This is a genomic window from Vibrio sp. ArtGut-C1 (assembly GCF_002105475.1).
GTDB classification, from domain to species: Bacteria; Pseudomonadota; Gammaproteobacteria; order Enterobacterales; family Vibrionaceae; genus Vibrio; species Vibrio diabolicus.
On sequence record NZ_NCTH01000032.1, the window covers coordinates 1 to 17,528 of the forward strand.

Here is a 17,528-nt window from a genome sequence, read left to right on the forward strand (position 1 = left end):
GTACCTTTCTGTTAATTGTTCTGGCGAGAACTACATCAACAGATTACACCGCAACTTCCCTTCTCTTCCATACACCAGAAATCAGCATAGCTCGGTGGCGCGTTAGGTGCGGTATTGCGTGAAACGGGTGCGGGCGCAGAGATTGCCAACCAAGTTGCAGGGCTTCCTATTTCTGCGGTTATGATTCCATTTATTATTGCGACGTTAGTTCGCATTATTCAAGGCTCTGGTACAGTCTCCATGATAACCGCTGCTTCTATATCTGCCCCAGTTTTAGTGAATATTCCTGATGTTAACCTTTTATTCGCAGCGACGGCAGCTACGATGGGATCTCTATTTGCTGGCTACTTTAATGACTCGTTATTCCATATTGTTAATCGACTAATGGGGGTGACTGAGGTTAAGAAACAACTCATCATTTGGACTATTCCAACAACAATTGCTTGGGCTATTGGTGGTTCATTAGTCATGATTCTTAACTTATTCTTCGGATCTCATGGTTCAATCTTTGATCCCGTGTTACCACTTGCTGTACTTTTGGGGTGTATTGCATTTACAAAATCTTACAGCGCTAAGCACGTCGAATTACAAGAGGTATAAAGGTTTACTTGTACTCTTCCATAAAGTCAAAACCTATCACAATATGTATTTTTAGCAGATAGTTTAGGGATTTTTAATAATATGAACGGCCCTATGTTTGGGCCGTTTTAGTTCTGATAACTAAACTATTTAACTTGAACTGATATAGTTTCTTTCAACCTAATCGATATGAAATGGAATCTCTATTTCCCGTTTAGTTAACGATTACATATAAAGGATCTATTCGAGTTTAACCCTAGTGACTTTACTCTAGCGAAGTAGGGTTACTTTATATAAGAGTCCAGTACTTTCAATACGACTTCCATATCTTTTTCACGTTGAGTTTTGTCTTCCTCAAGTACAACGTGCTCAAGTAAGTGACCTTTAATTACTTCTTTCATTAAGCCATTTACAGCCCCTCGAATTGCAGCGATTTGTTGCAACACATCTTGGCACTCATGTTCTTCTTCCAGCATTTTTTTAAGACCATTCACCTGACCCTGTATTTTGCTGACACGGGTATTGAGCTTCTTTTGATCTCTGGTTGTATGGGACATGACTTATCTTCTTTAAGTTACTGACTGCGAGATTCTAACTGATAATGTAGCACTCATCTTATACTGGGGGGTAGTATTAAATACTGGGGGGGAGTATAGTTTAAGGCAACTTTAGAAGAGCATATTGAGAATAACAATGGATTTTGTCGCATTATTACAACAAGGTAATGGATGGTTTTTTATACCCAGCGCCATTTTATTAGGAGCGTTACATGGATTAGAGCCAGGACATTCAAAAACGATGATGGCGGCGTTTATTGTGGCCGTAAAAGGAACAGTGAAGCAGGCGGTTATGTTGGGGCTGGCTGCAACGCTTTCCCATACGGCGATCGTATGGATAATTGCTGCGGGTGGGATGTATATAAGCCAAAGATTTACTGCAGAAGCTGCGGAGCCATGGATGCAGCTTATCTCTGGGGTAATTATCGTCTCGACGGGTTTATGGATGTTCTGGAGAACGTGGAGCGATGAGCGAGCTTGGCACAAAGCTCATAAGCAAGCTCGAGACTGGAGAACGCAAGTTGTCGATACTGGTCATGGGCATCTATCGCTTTCTATTGTAGATGAAGGGTATCACTGCCGTTTTCAGTTACGCACACTTAATGGTAAGCCTTTAACGGCTGAAAGCGTTAAACTAGTGCTACCCAACGCAATCAGACAGCCTTCTGATATTTATCACTTTATTGAGCGCGATGGCTATTTGGAATCCGCCTCCTGTATTGAAGCCTCTGATGATTTTTTCGTCACGTTGATGGTCGGGCACCATGATCACACCCACGATTTCGAGGTGCATTTTCATGCGGATTCCCACTCGGAAGGTGAGAATAAAGAGTACCAAGACGCTCATGAGCGTGCTCACGCTCTAGATATTCAAAAGCGCTTTGGCGATCGAGATGTTACCAATGGACAAATACTTCTGTTTGGTTTGACTGGTGGGTTAATACCATGCCCGGCGGCGGTCACTGTTTTACTCATTTGTTTGCAACTTAAGGCCATGACACTTGGTGCAACCTTGGTGGTGTCGTTCAGTATTGGTCTAGCGTTAACTTTAGTTGCGGTTGGTGTTGTCGCGGCAGTGGGTGTTCAAAAAGCAACATCGAAGTGGAGTGGTTTGAACGATGTGGCTCGTCGTGCACCTTATCTATCGGGGATCTTGATTAGTGCCGTTGGTGTATATATGGGCATGCACGGGTTTACGACGTTAATGAGCTAAGCTCTGTTGTAATTATTACGTCGCTTTTTGTTTATTAAAGGTAGCTCTTTCATGTTGTGGATGATTACTAAGTACGCGTTAACCGCAGGAATAGTGGTGCTCATATCTGAAGTTGCCAAGAGAAGTGATAAAGCGGGAGCGCTGATTGCCGCGCTCCCGACGGTCACTATTTTAGCTTTGATTTGGATGTATATTGAAGGTCAAGGTCAGGAAAAGCTCGCGAACCACGCGTTTTATACTTTTTGGTATGTACTGCCTACATTGCCGATGTTTCTAGTTTTTCCTTTCTTACTGAGCCGATATTCGTTTTGGTTCTCTTTGGGAATTTGCGCCATTATTTCAATCGTTTGTTTCTTTATTGTGACCATCGTTATCAAAGAATTTGGAATAGAATTAACTTAATTGAGCAAAGGAGAATTGTAAGAATATAGGTTGAAGCGCTCGCTTATTTATATTTTCAAGGCTCTAACTAGAACTCTTTTTTTAACTCTCGATGCTAGTGTGGCCGCTTACTTGAAGTTAGCGATTGCTCTCTTGTCTTTCAGCCAAACCTCGTAGAAATGTGACGTTTTGAAGACTTTTCTTCCTTCATTCTAAAGTTATCGGTAATCAGGCAGATACAGTAGCTACAAAGTTACGTCTAGCTTTGCCAGACAGGCTAAAAATACAGTTTGTGTTGGTTATAAGAGGCGAAAGGCTTAACGCTCTGTCGTGAGCATCACATTGAATTGTACCGAGACAATTAAAATGAAAAGAATCATCTTATTAGCCGTTTGCGCCATGTTTGGTATTGCTGTCGTGGCAAGTATGGCATCAACGTACCTAATTTCGAGTCAGAAAATCGATGACATCATCTTAAACAAATCCCAAGTTCAAGCTGAGTTTTTAGCAGGAAATGCAAGTTATATTTTGGAGAACTCAGCCAATCCAATGCAAGACTTACAATCGCTCGTTGAGGGTTTGAAACAACGTTCAGACGTAAGCTATGCAGTCGTAATTGATCGCAATGTGACGGCGGTTGCTCACAGTGATAAGCAAAAGCTAAATAAAACCTACAATGATAACTACACCGTTGAAGGTGCAACCAAAGGTGTACAACAGTATTCAAAGTGGTATGCCGATGTCCAGAAAGTGTGGGTGTTTGATATCATGGCGCCGATCTACGTGAATGGTCAGTTGTACGGTACGTTTGATATTGGTATTCCTATTACAGAAGTAAGCCAAGCGACGAATGGAATTATTACTTCCCAACTGATTTCCATGGTGGTGATCTTCGTTCTGTGTGTTTTGGCTCTATCGCTGCTACTCAACAAGCTGATGCGACCGCTCTCTGCGCTTAAGGAGGCGTTGCAAGACATCTCGAAAGGTGACGGAGACTTAACGGTTCGTTTACCAGCAAAAGGTAATGACGAAGTCGCACAAATTTCTTCGGCGTTCAACGTGTTTGTTGGCAAGGTACATGAAATCATTACACAAGTTGTAAATACTGGTGTGGATCTGAATGGTTCCGCTGTCGCGCTGCGTGGACAATCTCAACAAGCGCTTGCAAGAGGGCAGGAGCAGAATGAGCAAACCATGCTGGTTGTCACGTCTATGAACGAAATGATCGCGACCGTCAACGAAATCGCGTCAAATGCTGCTGGTGCAGCAAGTGCTGCGAGCACGGCAAGTAATGAGACTCAAGATGGCTACAAGACGCTAGAACGCACCAAGACGGCGATGACGAATCTTGAAAACGAGATGAACAGTACTTCCAATATTATCGTAAGTCTTGCGGACAACACTCAGTCGATTGGTAGTATTCTCGAAGTCATTAGAGGGATCTCTGAGCAAACTAACCTATTGGCGTTAAATGCCGCTATTGAAGCAGCGCGCGCCGGTGATGCCGGACGAGGTTTCGCCGTAGTGGCAGACGAGGTTCGTAATCTTGCAACTAAAACGGCTCAGTCCACTGATGAAATTGACAACATGATCCATCAGTTGCAAACCGAAGCCCAAAGTGCGGTTAATTCAATGAGTAATAGTAGAACCCTTATTGAAGAAGGCACTGCAGAAACGGAGCTGGCTCGACAAGCACTAGAGGCAATTGCTGATCAAGTTACTACTATTTTGGATATCAATACTCAAGTGGCAACGGCAACAGAACAGCAATCGACGGTAGCAAATGAAATTAACATGAATATGGATACCGTCAGTCACTCCGTGAAAAACGCGCTAACGGCGAGTGAGCAATTGGAAGAATCAAGTCAACAACTTGCGGAATTATCGAGAACTCTCGATCGCCACGTAGGAGCGTTTAGAATTTAAACGCCAACGGAAATCCTTTTGCAAAAGCCAGTAAATCTCGATTGCTGGCTTTTTTATTTGAGAAAATCGAATGTCGATTTGCTCTACTATGCCAGTTTTTATAGTTATTGGGACAAATGATTAGTGCTTAACTAGGCATTAAGCTTCGCGTGTTGTTTTAAGTGCTCAACAAACATAGAGATTTTCTTGGCTAAGTGCTTTCTAGAAGAGTAAAACGCATAAAGCACTAAATCTTCAGGTTCGTATTCTAGAGGGATGACTTCAAGCTTGCCGCTCTCGATCTCATCTTTGCATGATTCTATTGGAAGTATTGCGTATCCAAGCCCTGATAACGCGCCAGATTTAGCGAGATGGCCACTGTTTACTTTGAACGATGATTGTACTGTTTGCGTAATATGACCTCCGTCGGGATTTTTAAATACCCAGGGAGCGCCATTTACTGCAGTAAGTGTCGTGATACAGGGAACATGATTTAAATCCGTAATTTTGTAAGGGCTGGCGTACTTATTAAGCAGTTGAGGCGCAGCCAAAATAGCACTGGGCCAGCGTTTGATTTCCCTTGCTACCCAATTGCTGTCAGACAAAGTCCCTCTATGAAAACTCAAAATGACATCAAAGCTATCAATAACATCATCTTTAGGGTTTAGCGTTGTATCGCAAGACAAAGAGATTGACGGGTATTGCGTGCAAAAGGTGACAACCGCTTTGGCCAGTACAGGTGTGTCTGGCATAAGAATACGTAGCTCTCCCGTTACGGTGTGCGAGTGGCGAGTCACGGTTTCTAGCGCGTTGTTGAGTTGTTCCAATAATGGACGAGTGCTGCTATAGAGCTCTTCTCCAGCCTCGGTAGGCGTCATTCGCCTTGTCGTTCTATTGAACAACCTGATGTTTAACTTTTCTTCAAGCAGGGCAATATGTCGGCTGACATTCGATGTTGGTATATTCAAACACTCAGCGGCTCGCTTAAAGCTGTTGTTTTCATACACACAGTGAAAACTTTTTAACCAGATTTGGTCGACGTTATCAAACATTCTATTGTCCCACTTTATTGGATTATCAAGCCAGCATATTGCACTTTATCCTCAGACTGAGTTGCATACAATTTTATTTAACAGTCAGAGCGGGCAAACGATGCAGATGTCGTGCTACGAGGTGATCAATAATGAGGTACTCATGAGTTGGCTAGAAAGGTTATTTGAGAATAAGAATATAATAGGTTCGTGCAAAGCGTCTATTCCTGAGGGCGTTTGGACAAAATGCCCTGAATGTGAACAAATACTTTATCGCGCGGCATTAAAAGAGAATTTGGAAGTATGTCCTAGGTGCTCTCATCACATGAGAATGGCTGCACGTCAAAGGTTGAACACTTTTCTGGATCATGGAACACAGCAAGAGTTGGCAAGTGAGTTGGAACCGCAGGATATTTTGGGTTTTAAAGACTTAAAGCGATATAAAGAGCGAATTGCCATCGCGCAGAAAACGACTGGAGAAAAAGATGCCTTGGTTGTGATGCAGGGGAAGTTGCTAGGCTTGCCTGTTGTAGCTTGTGCGTTTGAATTCTCTTTCATGGCTGGCTCGATGGGGGCGGTGGTTGGCGAGAAATTTGTCCGCGCCGTTGAAACTGCGATTAATACAAAATCTGGGCTAGTGTGTTTTTCTGCTTGCGGAGGGGCGCGCATGCAAGAGTCTTTGGTAGCACTAATGCAAATGTCAAAAACCAGCGCCGCGTTAAACCACTTATCTGAGTACAGATTACCCTATATCTCAGTATTGACGGACCAAACTTATGGTGGTGTCTCGGCGAGTTTAGCCATGTTGGGAGACATCAATATTGGTGAACCTAAAGCAAGCATCGGCTTTGCGGGAAGGCGTGTTATTGAACAAACGGTACGTGAAAAGCTACCAGACGAGTTTCAGAGAAGTGAGTTTTTATTGGCACATGGTGCATTAGATATGATTGTAGACAGACGTGAAATGCGTGATCGCGTTGGCGGCTTATTGGCTAAGTTAACCAACGCGAGGGTGGTCTCAGAATAGGTTGTATTAAAGTTAGGCTTAGTACTTGCGTTTATTGAGCCGTAATCATTACAAACCGTTCATTTTGCCCCCATCTTGGTTCCGCATTCATTAGGCTGAGATCCAACGCCGTTTGGTATGGGTCAACAGCAAAATGGTCGCTTACTAAACCCCAGAGCATCCAGTTGATTGCGGTTTCATTCTCGGTAAGCTCTTCGAGTGGCGCTTGGAGGAAAAAGTACTCATCTTCGCCATCGTAACCGAGCCGATCATAGATAATGTTGCGTAGCTCTCGATCCAAATCATGTTGGAGATTGATTGAGTCGTACAGTTGCTCTTCTGTTGGGCCATTCTCATGGTGATAAACATTGCGTTTTGACTCTTTGCGTAAAGTACCTGAGCCAGTTTCAATGCTTACTTTCTTTTGCGAGTGTTGCTCAAGAACTTGAATGATTTCATCCTCTAGTTGATCGAGTTTACTCAGCAAAACTTGATTGTTTATGTCACCAGCGGGGGAGGCCATCGTTTGGAAGGCTTTCACTCTCTCGTAGACTGCTTTCCCGTGAGGAAGCGCTGCAAAGCACTGTTCTCGGAGCGCTTCATTGGCTTGCCAAATGCCCGAGTAGAGCTCGTAATCATGTGGATATGGTGGAAGATCTTCAGTATCTTCCCCTAATAATTCTCGCCAGCGCTTTTGCCACTGTTCTTCTTTTGAGTGTTTTACACGAGCGTATTGCTTAACCCAGCGGTTACGAAGGTTTACCCCAAAAATGGCAAGTCCCCATGGAGCGAGCAAATAAAAATAATAGTGAGAAGAGTTATCCCAAAAGTAACCGTAAACGTAAACACCAAAAGCAAGCACCCAAGTTCCAATAGTACAAGCAATAATCCCGGACATTATTGATGATTGGCGCTTTGTTTCTCTTAATGTATTACCTTCAGCACATAACCAAAAAATGCCGCCAAAAACAAAGGCAAACGTTGTCATGAAGTAGGCAAGCCCCGCTCCCCAAAATCCCCAAAGTGACATGTATTATCCCTAGCCAAATATCTGCTTTATTCACTCATCAATGACTCGAGGAGTAAATGTGTTTGATTTGGCGAAGAATTTACCATTAATGCCAGCCTTTTGATATGCACTCGATAACTTATTGGGAATGAGTCACAAATAAAAATAGATGGTATCAAGCATCAAAATTTAATTTAGAACCTTTGATTGTCGTGAACTCTATCTGGAAGAGTTAAGGGGGGCGTTTAAGGGCAATTTTCCTCATAAAGTCGTTATTTAGAAAAAGGTAAATTAATGTTTTTATTGATAATTGTGAGAAATCTTGGGTTGGGATTGATCCCATAAATTTAGAGTAAAAAGCCTATTTTTGGGAGCAATTTCATAAATTTTATGACACTGATTTCACTGTTTGAGCTGTAAAGAATATAAACCCCCACTCAATGTATGTTAATAATCAATGAGTGTTGTTATGTCTCATATCCGTTTTTTCCCGCGCCATCGTTTGGCGCTTGCTTGTATGCTAGCGAGTGTGTCTAGCTTCTCTTTTGCACAAAACCAGTGCGCTGTTGCTGATTTACAACAATCGAGAGACTTGGCTGCTGCCGTTTCTGGTGCTGAGTATGATTGCTACCACGCTTGGTTTTCAGCTCCTTCCGCAACGCTGAACGATATTTACAGCGAAGCGAGCTTAAGCCGTATCCAAGTCGCGTTGGATCAAGAAATTGCCCGCTATCGTGGAGAAGCAGAGCAAGCTCGTGTTCTAGAAAATCTGGGCGAGTTTATTCGTGCTGCATACTACGTTCGTTACAATGCTGGCACAGGTACACCTGAGTTTTCAGAAGCATTGAGTCAGCGTTTTGCTCAGTCGACGAACCTATTCCTTAACAACCCTCATGCTTTGGATCAAGGCCGTGAACAAGTTGGCGCAATGAAGAGCTTGACTTTGATGGTTGATAACGTGAAGCAGTTGCCGCTGACCATGGATAGCATGATGGCCGCGTTGATGCACTTTAACCGTGAAACCGCGCAGGACACGCAATGGGTCGATGGTTTAAACAACCTGTTCCGTTCTATGGCAGGTCATGTAGCAAACGATGAGTTCTACCGCTACATGGCAAACAATACTCACCATATTGATACATTAGCGAGATTCGCATCTGATAACGCTTGGGCATTGGATACGGATGCGAGCTTTATTGTTTTCAATGCATTACGTGAAACTGGTCGTTTGCTTGCGAGCCCAGATCAGGAGACCAAACGCAAAGCCTTGGTTGTGATGCAACAAGTGATGCAGCGTTACCCATTGGGCAGTGAGCATGACAAACTGTGGCTTGCTGCCGTAGAGATGATGAGCTACTACGCTCCTGGAGGCTTAAACGGTCTGGACCTAGACCAAGCGAAGCAAGATCTAGCAGCGCGCGTGATGCCAAATCGTTTTGAGTGTCAGGGACCTGCCATCATTCGCTCTGAAGATCTAACCGATGCTCAAGCTGCGAAAGCGTGTGAAGTACTGGCTGCGAAAGAAGCCGACTTCCATCAAGTGGTGAATACGGGCAATCAACCTGTCGCTGATGACTTGAATGATCGTGTTGAGGTGGCGGTGTTTGCTAGTAACGACAGCTACGTTGATTATTCTTCGTTCCTGTTTGGTAATACAACGGACAACGGTGGTCAGTACCTTGAAGGGAATCCATCAAAAGCGGACAATACCGCCCGTTTCGTGGCTTATCGCTATGCGAATGGCGAAGATTTATCGATCTTGAATCTAGAGCATGAGTACACGCACTATTTGGACGCGCGATTTAACCAGTACGGCTCGTTCAGTGATAACTTAGCCCACGGTCATATCGTGTGGTGGCTGGAAGGTTTTGCTGAATACATGCATTACAAACAAGGCTACCAAGCGGCGATCGAACTGATTGCAGGCGGTAAACTGAGCCTTTCAACTGTGTTTGATACCACATATTCTCACGATACTAATCGTATCTATCGTTGGGGTTACTTGGCCGTTCGATTCATGCTAGAAAATCATCCGCAAGACGTAGAAAGCTTGTTGGCGTTGTCGCGCACTGGTCAGTTTGAACAGTGGGCGCAACAGGTGACGACATTAGGTCAACAATATGACGCAGAGTTTGAGCGCTGGTTGGATACGTTAGAAGTGGAGCCAGAGCAACCAGGTACTGACCCAGAAGAGCCAACAGAACCTGAAGCACAAGTGACTGAATTGACGGCGAACCAAAGCCTTCAACTCAGTGGCGAAGCGTACAGCGAAAAACTGTTCTACGTTGACGTACCAGCCAACACCGTGCGCTTTAATGTATCTATTGAAGGTGCGGGGGATGCGGATCTTTACATGAGCTACAACAAAGTTGCGCATTACTACGACTTTGAAATGAGCCAGTATGGCGATGGCAGCAATGAAGAGATTGTATTTGAGCCAGAGCAGGATGGTTACGTGAAAGCAGGTCGTTACTACATCAGTTTAACTGGCCGTGATAGCTATGACTCTGTGAATCTTGTGGCTGCTTTAGACGTTGAAGCGCAAACACCGCCAACACAAGTGCAAGACGATTTGGCACCGGTGGTACTAGAGTCTGGTGAAGCAAAAATGCTGACCGTTCACAAGCAGCGTTATGCGGCAGTGTATGTACCTGAAGGTGTTGAAGAGATTCGTGTATGGCTAACGGCTCACTCTCAAACGGGTAATGTCGATCTATACGCCAGCAGAGAGCATTGGCCTACGGTTGAGCAACACGAGTACGTGTCCAACTATGCAGGTAGCAACGAATACCTTGCGATTCCTGTTACTGAAGCGGGTTATGTGCACTTCTCTCTTCAAGCACCAGAACAAGGTGATGACGCTGAAATGTTAGTGCACTTCAACTAAAACATGCTCGATTAGCTGAAATCGAGATAAAAAACGTCGCTCATAGAGCGGCGTTTTTGTTTGTATCGGACGCTATTGTGATCAAACAGCGGCGAATGCCAGTTAATCGGCTGATTTATCGAGTTATCCTTTGCTCTTTTTCTAAACGGCTTTAGGTTTGTATTACAATTTACCGCGCACATAAACTTTTTTAGCGACGCGTTCTGTGACCTAGCTTCTGATTTGTGCTTTCCAAACGGATACAATATATATGCACCCCGTGCAATAAAGTGAAAAGGGAAAGACATGAAAACGCTTATTTATGAAACGTTGATTAGCCTTGCTAACCAAGAACCAGAACAACATGCAAGAATCCGACAAAATCTATATGAACAGTTGGATCTGCCGTTCGATAAGCAGCTGGCTTTGTATTCTTGTGCCCTTGGTCCTGCAAGTTCAGGCAAGTTGGAGAGTAGTCAAGGCATTAACAACGCGGTAGATTGCGCGGTTAAACTGCTTGAAACCCCTGAGCGCTAATTCACTCGTTGTTTAAATCACGGCCCGATCCCCAAGGGCCGTTTTTAATTGCCTTTAAATTGATTTCAACGTCGTGATTACTCTGCTCTTTCCGCCAGCACTTCTTTGAAGGCAAACATGCCGTTTAATGCCGCTGGAAACCCTGCGTAGACGGACATCTGTAAGATGACTTCTTTAATTTCAGCCTCGCTGCAGCCTACATTCAGTGCTGCATTGAGATGTACTTTCAGTTGTGGCGAACAATTCCCCATTGCCGTTAGCGCGGCGACGGTTGCGATTTCTCTCGATTTTAGGTCTAAGCCTGGGCGAGCATAAATATCGCCAAACGGATACTCAATGGTGTACTGAGCTAAATCTGGGCAAACATCTTGTAAGCTTTCGATGACGTTATGACCAGCGTCGCCATCAATGTGAGAGAGTAGTTCTAATCCTTTGTCAAAGCGTGATTGTTCCATCGATATGTTCCTAGTGAAGAAATGCAAACATACCTTAATCCTTAGAGTTAACTCTAAGTCAACGAACTTTTCCGCTTTTATACAAGGCAATTTTTTCTTCTAGAGCCGTTAAGTGCTTTTGCTGCTGTTCAATGTGGAGTTTGAGGTTTTCTTGATGTTGCTCTAGCAAGGCTTGGCGTTGTCGTACAGACTCTGAGCCGACTTCCCTTAATTTTGCATATTCCAGAATCTCTTCAAGTGGCATTGCAGTTTCTTTTAATCGTTTTACGAAGCTAATCCAGCTTAGATCTTTCGCACTATACACTCGATGCCCACTCGCGTTTCTATGGACATGTTTAAGTAAGCCAATTTTTTCATAGTATCGAAGTGTATGAGCAGACAAGCCGACGAGGCTAGAAAACTCTTTGATATTCATGATTACCCTCCAAGGTAATTCATACCAATAGGCATAAGCTAAGTTCCGCATTTTGAAGTCATTTCGGGATAGATACAAACGGTAATCTTCCATGTTTTAAGGTGGGATACGCAGAAGGGGGCTGTTTTGAATACGCGCCAAACGTGATCCACCTGCCAGTTTCACTTTATTAAAAATTAGTTACTCAATAGAGTGGTTTGGCTGTTTTTAGTCTTTGGCCTCCTTTAGGGCGTACCCGGGCATTTTCTTTCATATATTTTGAATGCAATTTTTTGCAATACAAAACAATGACTTAATTTATTTTATGTGCGGTGTGCTTGAATGCCATCTACTCGTTTACGTCCAGAACCGTTTCTACTTGTGCAATGGAGGAGTCACTACGCCTTCATTTTCAGCCTTGAGTTAGGGCGAAAAGGGTGAGGGCGTCTGATGAATAGCTCTTATAATTTCGACTATTGAATTCACTCACAAAAAAATGCAAACAAGTAATCGTGAGTGAAAACGAGTAGGAGAACAACATGAGTGGCTCACAGGAAATACAATCATTCGGTGCGAATGTTATCTTACATGCATTTGATTGGAAGTATGCTGACATTGCCCAACGAGCAAAAGAAATCCACGAGCTAGGTTACGGCTCCGTGCTGGTTTCGCCACCAATGAAAAGCGCCCACGATGATCGCTGGTGGCAGCGCTATCAACCTCAAGATTACCGTGTCATCGACAATGCGTTGGGTGATACCAAAGACTTTATCCGTATGGTTCGTGAACTGGAGCAAGTTGGCGTGTGGGTTTACGCTGACGTGGTGTTTAACCATATGGCAAATGAGGCCCACCTTCGCCGAGACCTCCAATACCCAAGAAAAGAGGTCTTGGAGGAATACCAACAAAACAAACAGAAATATCAGTTGCTAACGTTATTTGGCGACTTATCTCAACCGCTTTTTGATGAAGAGGACTTTGTTGAAGCGTTCGGTATTAAAGACTGGAAAGATAAATGGCAGGTACAAAATGGACGCATCACAGGTGGACCAACCGATCCTGGCTTGCCAACCCTCCGTGTTTGTGACCATGTCGTTGAGCAGCAACGCGCTTACCTAAAAGCACTGAAAGCCATTGGTGTGAAAGGTTTTCGTATTGATGCCGCGAAACACATGACGCTAGAGCATCTTAAACGTGTTTGGACAGACGACATCACACGCGATGTGCATATATTTGGCGAAATTATTACCGATGGCGGTGCGACAGAAGAAGAGTATCAGTTGTTTCTTGAGCCGTATTTGCAGGAAACACGCTTAGGCGCTTACGATTTCCCGTTGTTCTCGACCATTTTTAAGGCGTTTGCTAAAAAGGGCAGTTTCAAGTCGTTGATTGACCCATACTGTTTCGGTCAGGCCCTTTCGCCTGGTCGCGCGATTACATTTGTTGTCACGCATGACATTCCTAACAATGACGTTTTTCTTGATCTGATCATGGATGAGGAAAACGAATGGTTAGCTTATGCCTACATTCTAGGCCGCGATGGTGGTGTGCCATTGGTTTATACCGACTTAAACACTAGCGGTATTACAGATAAAAATGGCAAACCAAGATGGCAAGGCGCATGGAACGATCCGCGAATGGCGAAAATGATCCAGTTCCATAATATGACGCATGGCGAGTCGATGAGTGTTCTTGAAGGTAACGATGATATGCTTGTACTTAAGCGAGGGAGCAAAGGCATTGTCGTGCTTAATAAATCGCAGCGTCAGCAGTCTTTGGCATTGAAAATGGATGGCGACTGGGTGGATTTGATGACGGATCAGGACGTTCCATCTGACGGTAAGTTAATTGTGCCACCTAAAGCCTCAATGTTGCTCGTCGGAAACTAAAAAATAAAACACCGAGCTTAGCGAGCTCGGTGTTTATATTTATCGGCGGTCATTCAAGAACGGGTAAAGTCTAATGTAAAACCGAAGTCTTTCGCCTCTGCTATGAGGTTATGAGCACTCATTAACGCAACATTCAGCCTTTAAAAAGCCGATCACATCATCTAAACATTGGTACTCTGCAACGCAAAAAAGGGTTCGCCCCTCACGACGTTGGGTGAGAAGCCCGGCTGAGGCTAGACTAGAAATATGATGAGAGAGAGTGGATGCAGGAATGCCAAGCTTTTCTTGTACGCCGCCTACCGCGATACCTTTGTATCCCGCTTTGACAACTTCTTTGTAAATACTTAAACGAGTAGGATGACCTAACTCTTTTAGTGCTTTAGCGACGGCTTCAAGCTCCATACTGACCTCTAAAGAATGACTACAGTAAATTTGTTTCGATAATAGGGAAAGTCTCGGTAAATGCCAACTCTTGTGATCTAGGAACGATTTAAATCAGATGAGATTCATACCGGCTCATACCAGCACAACAATAATTGTCTACTCCAATGAGACAGATCAATCTTCATTATTATTTCACCCCACGTTCAAACTCCCTCGTCTACACTCATGGGTGAGTTGTCAGTTGGCAGACCAAGGAGGCGGCCATGATTGCGGTTCATAGAGATTATTGTTTGTCTAACAGTTCAGATTTACATGCTCACGTTAAAGTTAACCCTGTCGGTAAATTAGAAGTTGAGATTTTAGAACTTCAAGAGCGCCATACCACAGAGTTTGATGATTTGTCTTTTGAGAGCCGTGGGTGTGAAACTCGAATCTGTGGTAAAGAAGACACAACTCCGTGGCAGTTCAATCTTGCAGTTACTGATGCGTTAGAGCTTTCTCACTTAGTGGAAGAAGCAAACGAAGAGTATGAGATTTTAATGAATGATCTTATGTAATCTCGTGAGAAGATCATTTTATCCTGCACGGCATGTGACTCGGTACTGAAAAAGAAAAACCTCCCAAACGGGAGGTTTTTAACATTGAGCAAGTTACCGTCAGATCGGCTCTTCTCTCGGCGGTGTTAGTTCTTGAACGTTATCTTCATTGAAGTCATCGGCGTAACCTTTCGGCGGTGGTGTCCAACCACGTTCTGAGCGCGAGAGTTTGTCATGGCGATCTTTTTGCATCTCTTCCGCCATTTTTTCCTCTAACTGAATAAACAGTTGTCGGAAATTGTTGTCATAACGTTCGCCTTCAGAATCATCTTCCCAAGCTTTGTAGAGTAGCTCGGACTTGCGTGCTTCAACACGCTTGTATGTCGCTTTTTGCTGCTCAACAAAGAAGGGATGAATACCAAGTGCTTTCATCGTGTGACCGCCCATCTCCAATGCGGAATGGTAGGTTTCCGATTCAATAATATCAGCCCCAGCTTGACGCAAAAGATAGCCGTGACCACGGTCAAAGGCGCGTGCGATCACCGTTACTTTGGGGTACGTGTGTTTGACGTACTTCACCAATTCCACACTTGATTCTTGGTTATCAATTGCGACGACCAACGCAGCCGCATGCTCGATGCCTGCAGTGTGCAGCATATCTGGTCGAGTCGCATCGCCAAAATAAGCGCGAGTGCCAATCTGGCGCATGTTATCGACTTGGTTGGCTTGGTGATCGAGCACCACTGTTGTTACACCATTAGAAACAAGCAAGCGGTTAACAATCTGACCAAAACGGCCGATACCAGCGATGATTACTGTGCCTTTTTCTTCAATCGTATCGCTTTCCCTTTCGTTTGATTGAGTTTCAAAACGCGGCAGTATTAATTTGTCAAATAGAATGAACAAACCTGGCGTTAAGAACATTGAGATAGCAACAACCAGCGCAAGAGTTTGCGAGAGTTCAAACGGAATGACGTGGTTTTGCACAGAGAAGCTTAGCAACACAAAACCAAATTCACCCGCTTGAGCCAAGCTTAAGGTAAACAGCCAGCGGTTGCTGCCTTTCACTCTAAATATCAGCGCGAGAATAAACAGCACCAAGGCTTTCAATACCATCACGCTAATGGTCAGTGCCATGATCAACCAGAAGTCACCAAATAGAACCGAGAAATTGATCCCTGCGCCGACGGTGATGAAGAACAGACCTAGCAACAACCCTTTAAATGGTTCGATATTGGATTCTAACTCGTGACGGAATTCGCTGTTCGCCAATACAACGCCAGCCAAGAAGGTTCCCAAAGCTGGAGACAAGCCAACTAAACTCATCAGTGCTGCGATGCCGATCACCAGCATCAATGCGGTGGCGGTAAAAATCTCACGCAGCCCAGAGCTAGCAACATAGCTCAGCAGAGGTCGACTTAAAAAGTGACCACCAACGACAACAATCGCAATCGATGCTGTGATGACTATTCCGTACGCCCAGCCCGGTAAATCTGCCACGAGGTTTAAATCGTCATGATGTTGAGCAGCAGTTTGAACAGCATTTTGTGCTTGTTCGACTAACTCCGGCAGTGCCAACAATGGAATAAAGGCCAACATCGGGATAACAGCGATATCTTGGAAAAGCAAAACAGAGAACGCGTTTTGTCCGCCTTCTGTCTTCGTTAACCCTTTTTCGCTAAAAGTTTGCAAAACAATCGCGGTAGAAGAAAGGGCGAAAATCAAGCCGATGGCTAAGGCAATGGTCCAAGGCTGCTCAAAGTACAGGGCAATACCCATAATCGCCGCGATGGTACCGCCAACTTGAAGACCGCCTAAGCCCATTAAACGATTTCGCATTGACCAGAGCATTTTAGGCTCTAGCTCTAACCCCACTAGGAATAGCATCATCACCACGCCAAATTCGGCAAAGTGCTGAATTGTCGTTGTTTCCTCACCGACTAAGCCGATAATTGGACCAATTACCACACCAGCGATGAGGTAACCTAAAACGGAACCGAGCCCTAAACGCTTGGCAAGTGGTACCGCAATCACAGCGGCAATCAAATACACGAAGGCTTGTAAGAATATCCCTGTCATGAAGCCTCCTTGATGAGCTTCGGAAGTGCGCTGTTGAGTTTGATTAATGACGCAGCTGCTTCAACATCCAGTCTATCTTCGACTAATGCTGTTAGTAGGCTTTTGTACCGTTCGACATGACGGGGAATTCGTCCTTCTTCTTCGGCTGTACGTGCGCCGAACAAAGCAAGAGGCGCAATGTAGTGCATACCCGTGAGCGCTGACATTTGCTCGATAGGAGCGAGCAGTTCCCGAATCGTAAAATGGTTGTAGCCTTCGGCTTTATAGGCTTCTTCCTTGCCGCCGGCCGAAAGCACGCACAGCATGGTTTTACCTTGTAGTTCGGTTCCTTCAGTGCCGTAAGCAAAGCCATACTCCAAAACCAGATCTTGCCACTCTTTTAAAATTGCTGGGGTTGAATACCAATATAGTGGGAATTGAAAAACCACCACATCATGCTCGCGCAAGCGTTGTTGTTCACGGTCGATATTGATATCGAAACGAGGGTATTCACCATAGAGATCAACACATGTCACGCCTTCAATTTTTTGAGCTTCTTTGAAAAGTGGAGTATTCACTTCTGAACGATGCTGGGAAGGATGAGCAAAGAGAATTAATACTTTTTTATTCGCCATAAGGATCCTTGCTATCTAAATAACCATGCCCAGTAGGAGCGCAGGTTGGTTAGAAAATGTAACTCATAAATGGCCGTCAAGCTAGCTTGGAAA

16 protein-coding genes and 1 pseudogene are annotated in these 17,528 nt (G+C 44.3%); 9 read left to right on the top strand and 8 right to left on the bottom strand.

Annotation, left to right across the window (positions count from 1 at the left end; translation table 11 throughout):
* Window positions 1–93: 93 nt before the first annotated feature.
* Window positions 94–600: pseudogene (locus B7360_RS20560) on the top strand (GntP family permease); the annotation flags it as partial.
* A gap of 263 nt (window positions 601–863) precedes the next feature.
* Here B7360_RS20560 and rcnR read toward each other — a convergent pair.
* Window positions 864–1,136, bottom strand: a complete 273-nt coding sequence (gene rcnR / locus B7360_RS20565; protein WP_085344497.1) for a Ni(II)/Co(II)-binding transcriptional repressor RcnR — start codon at window positions 1,134–1,136, stop codon at window positions 864–866.
* Window positions 1,137–1,272: 136 nt separating this feature from the next.
* Between rcnR and B7360_RS20570 the strand changes: the two genes are divergently transcribed.
* From B7360_RS20570 to B7360_RS20580, 3 genes are all read left to right on the top strand, one after another.
* Window positions 1,273–2,349 carry a nickel/cobalt efflux protein RcnA gene (locus B7360_RS20570; protein ID WP_085344498.1) on the top strand — a complete coding sequence of 359 codons (1,077 nt, stop codon included), beginning with the start codon at window positions 1,273–1,275 and terminating at the stop codon, window positions 2,347–2,349.
* A 51-nt stretch (window positions 2,350–2,400) separates the two neighbouring features.
* Window positions 2,401–2,751 carry a DUF3147 family protein gene (locus B7360_RS20575; RefSeq protein ID WP_005392525.1) on the top strand — a complete coding sequence of 117 codons (351 nt, stop codon included), beginning with the start codon at window positions 2,401–2,403 and terminating at the stop codon, window positions 2,749–2,751.
* A gap of 345 nt (window positions 2,752–3,096) precedes the next feature.
* The gene (locus tag B7360_RS20580) at window positions 3,097–4,656 is read left to right on the top strand and encodes a methyl-accepting chemotaxis protein (RefSeq protein ID WP_047008423.1); all 1,560 of its coding nucleotides are present in this window, start codon (window positions 3,097–3,099) and stop codon (window positions 4,654–4,656) included.
* Between the two features lie 131 nt (window positions 4,657–4,787).
* Here B7360_RS20580 and B7360_RS20585 read toward each other — a convergent pair whose 3' ends face one another.
* Window positions 4,788–5,687: a LysR family transcriptional regulator gene (locus tag B7360_RS20585; protein ID WP_085344499.1), complete on the bottom strand. Its 900-nt coding sequence runs from the start codon at window positions 5,685–5,687 to the stop codon at window positions 4,788–4,790.
* A gap of 142 nt (window positions 5,688–5,829) precedes the next feature.
* Between B7360_RS20585 and accD the strand changes: the two genes are divergently transcribed.
* Window positions 5,830–6,693, top strand: coding sequence for an acetyl-CoA carboxylase, carboxyltransferase subunit beta (gene accD, locus B7360_RS20590; protein WP_085344500.1), 864 nt, complete (start codon window positions 5,830–5,832; stop codon window positions 6,691–6,693).
* 31 nt (window positions 6,694–6,724) lie between these two features.
* Here the strand turns inward: accD and B7360_RS20595 are convergent, their stop codons facing one another.
* A complete protein-coding gene (locus B7360_RS20595) occupies window positions 6,725–7,702 on the bottom strand; it encodes a hypothetical protein (protein WP_085344501.1) in 978 nt (325 codons plus the stop codon).
* Between the two features lie 448 nt (window positions 7,703–8,150).
* Between B7360_RS20595 and B7360_RS20600 the strand changes: the two genes are divergently transcribed.
* Entirely contained in the window at window positions 8,151–10,568 is a 2,418-nt protein-coding gene (locus tag B7360_RS20600; protein ID WP_085344502.1) for a M9 family metallopeptidase, read from the top strand.
* A gap of 285 nt (window positions 10,569–10,853) precedes the next feature.
* Window positions 10,854–11,084 carry a PAS factor family protein gene (locus tag B7360_RS20605; protein ID WP_005375384.1) on the top strand — a complete coding sequence of 77 codons (231 nt, stop codon included), beginning with the start codon at window positions 10,854–10,856 and terminating at the stop codon, window positions 11,082–11,084.
* Between the two features lie 77 nt (window positions 11,085–11,161).
* Here B7360_RS20605 and B7360_RS20610 read toward each other — a convergent pair whose 3' ends face one another.
* Together B7360_RS20610 and B7360_RS20615 are read right to left on the bottom strand one after the other, a co-directional pair.
* Complete coding sequence (locus tag B7360_RS20610; protein WP_085344503.1) at window positions 11,162–11,539, bottom strand: carboxymuconolactone decarboxylase family protein; 378 nt, start codon at window positions 11,537–11,539, stop codon at window positions 11,162–11,164.
* Between the two features lie 58 nt (window positions 11,540–11,597).
* On the bottom strand, window positions 11,598–11,954 hold the full coding sequence (locus B7360_RS20615; RefSeq protein ID WP_005392533.1) for a MerR family transcriptional regulator: 357 nt from the start codon (window positions 11,952–11,954) through the stop codon (window positions 11,598–11,600).
* Between the two features lie 518 nt (window positions 11,955–12,472).
* On the opposite strand from B7360_RS20615, the gene B7360_RS20620 reads away from it, so the two are divergent.
* Window positions 12,473–13,822: an alpha-amylase family protein gene (locus tag B7360_RS20620; RefSeq protein WP_085344504.1), complete on the top strand. Its 1,350-nt coding sequence runs from the start codon at window positions 12,473–12,475 to the stop codon at window positions 13,820–13,822.
* A gap of 108 nt (window positions 13,823–13,930) precedes the next feature.
* Here the strand turns inward: B7360_RS20620 and B7360_RS20625 are convergent, their stop codons facing one another.
* Window positions 13,931–14,224 (bottom strand): helix-turn-helix transcriptional regulator, encoded by a 294-nt coding sequence (locus tag B7360_RS20625; protein ID WP_005375388.1) that lies wholly within the window; start codon window positions 14,222–14,224, stop codon window positions 13,931–13,933.
* A 245-nt stretch (window positions 14,225–14,469) separates the two neighbouring features.
* Here B7360_RS20625 and B7360_RS20630 point away from each other — a divergent pair, with 245 nt between their 5' ends.
* A complete protein-coding gene (locus B7360_RS20630; protein WP_085344505.1) occupies window positions 14,470–14,763 on the top strand; it encodes a hypothetical protein in 294 nt (97 codons plus the stop codon).
* 99 nt (window positions 14,764–14,862) lie between these two features.
* On the opposite strand, the gene B7360_RS20635 is transcribed toward B7360_RS20630, so the two are convergent.
* On the bottom strand, window positions 14,863–16,821 hold the full coding sequence (locus B7360_RS20635; RefSeq protein WP_085344506.1) for a monovalent cation:proton antiporter-2 (CPA2) family protein: 1,959 nt from the start codon (window positions 16,819–16,821) through the stop codon (window positions 14,863–14,865).
* Window positions 16,818–17,435 (bottom strand): NAD(P)H-dependent oxidoreductase, encoded by a 618-nt coding sequence (locus B7360_RS20640; protein WP_005392538.1) that lies wholly within the window; start codon window positions 17,433–17,435, stop codon window positions 16,818–16,820. The genes B7360_RS20635 and B7360_RS20640 overlap by 4 nt, the downstream gene beginning before the upstream one ends.
* Between the last annotated feature and the right edge of the window lie 93 nt (window positions 17,436–17,528).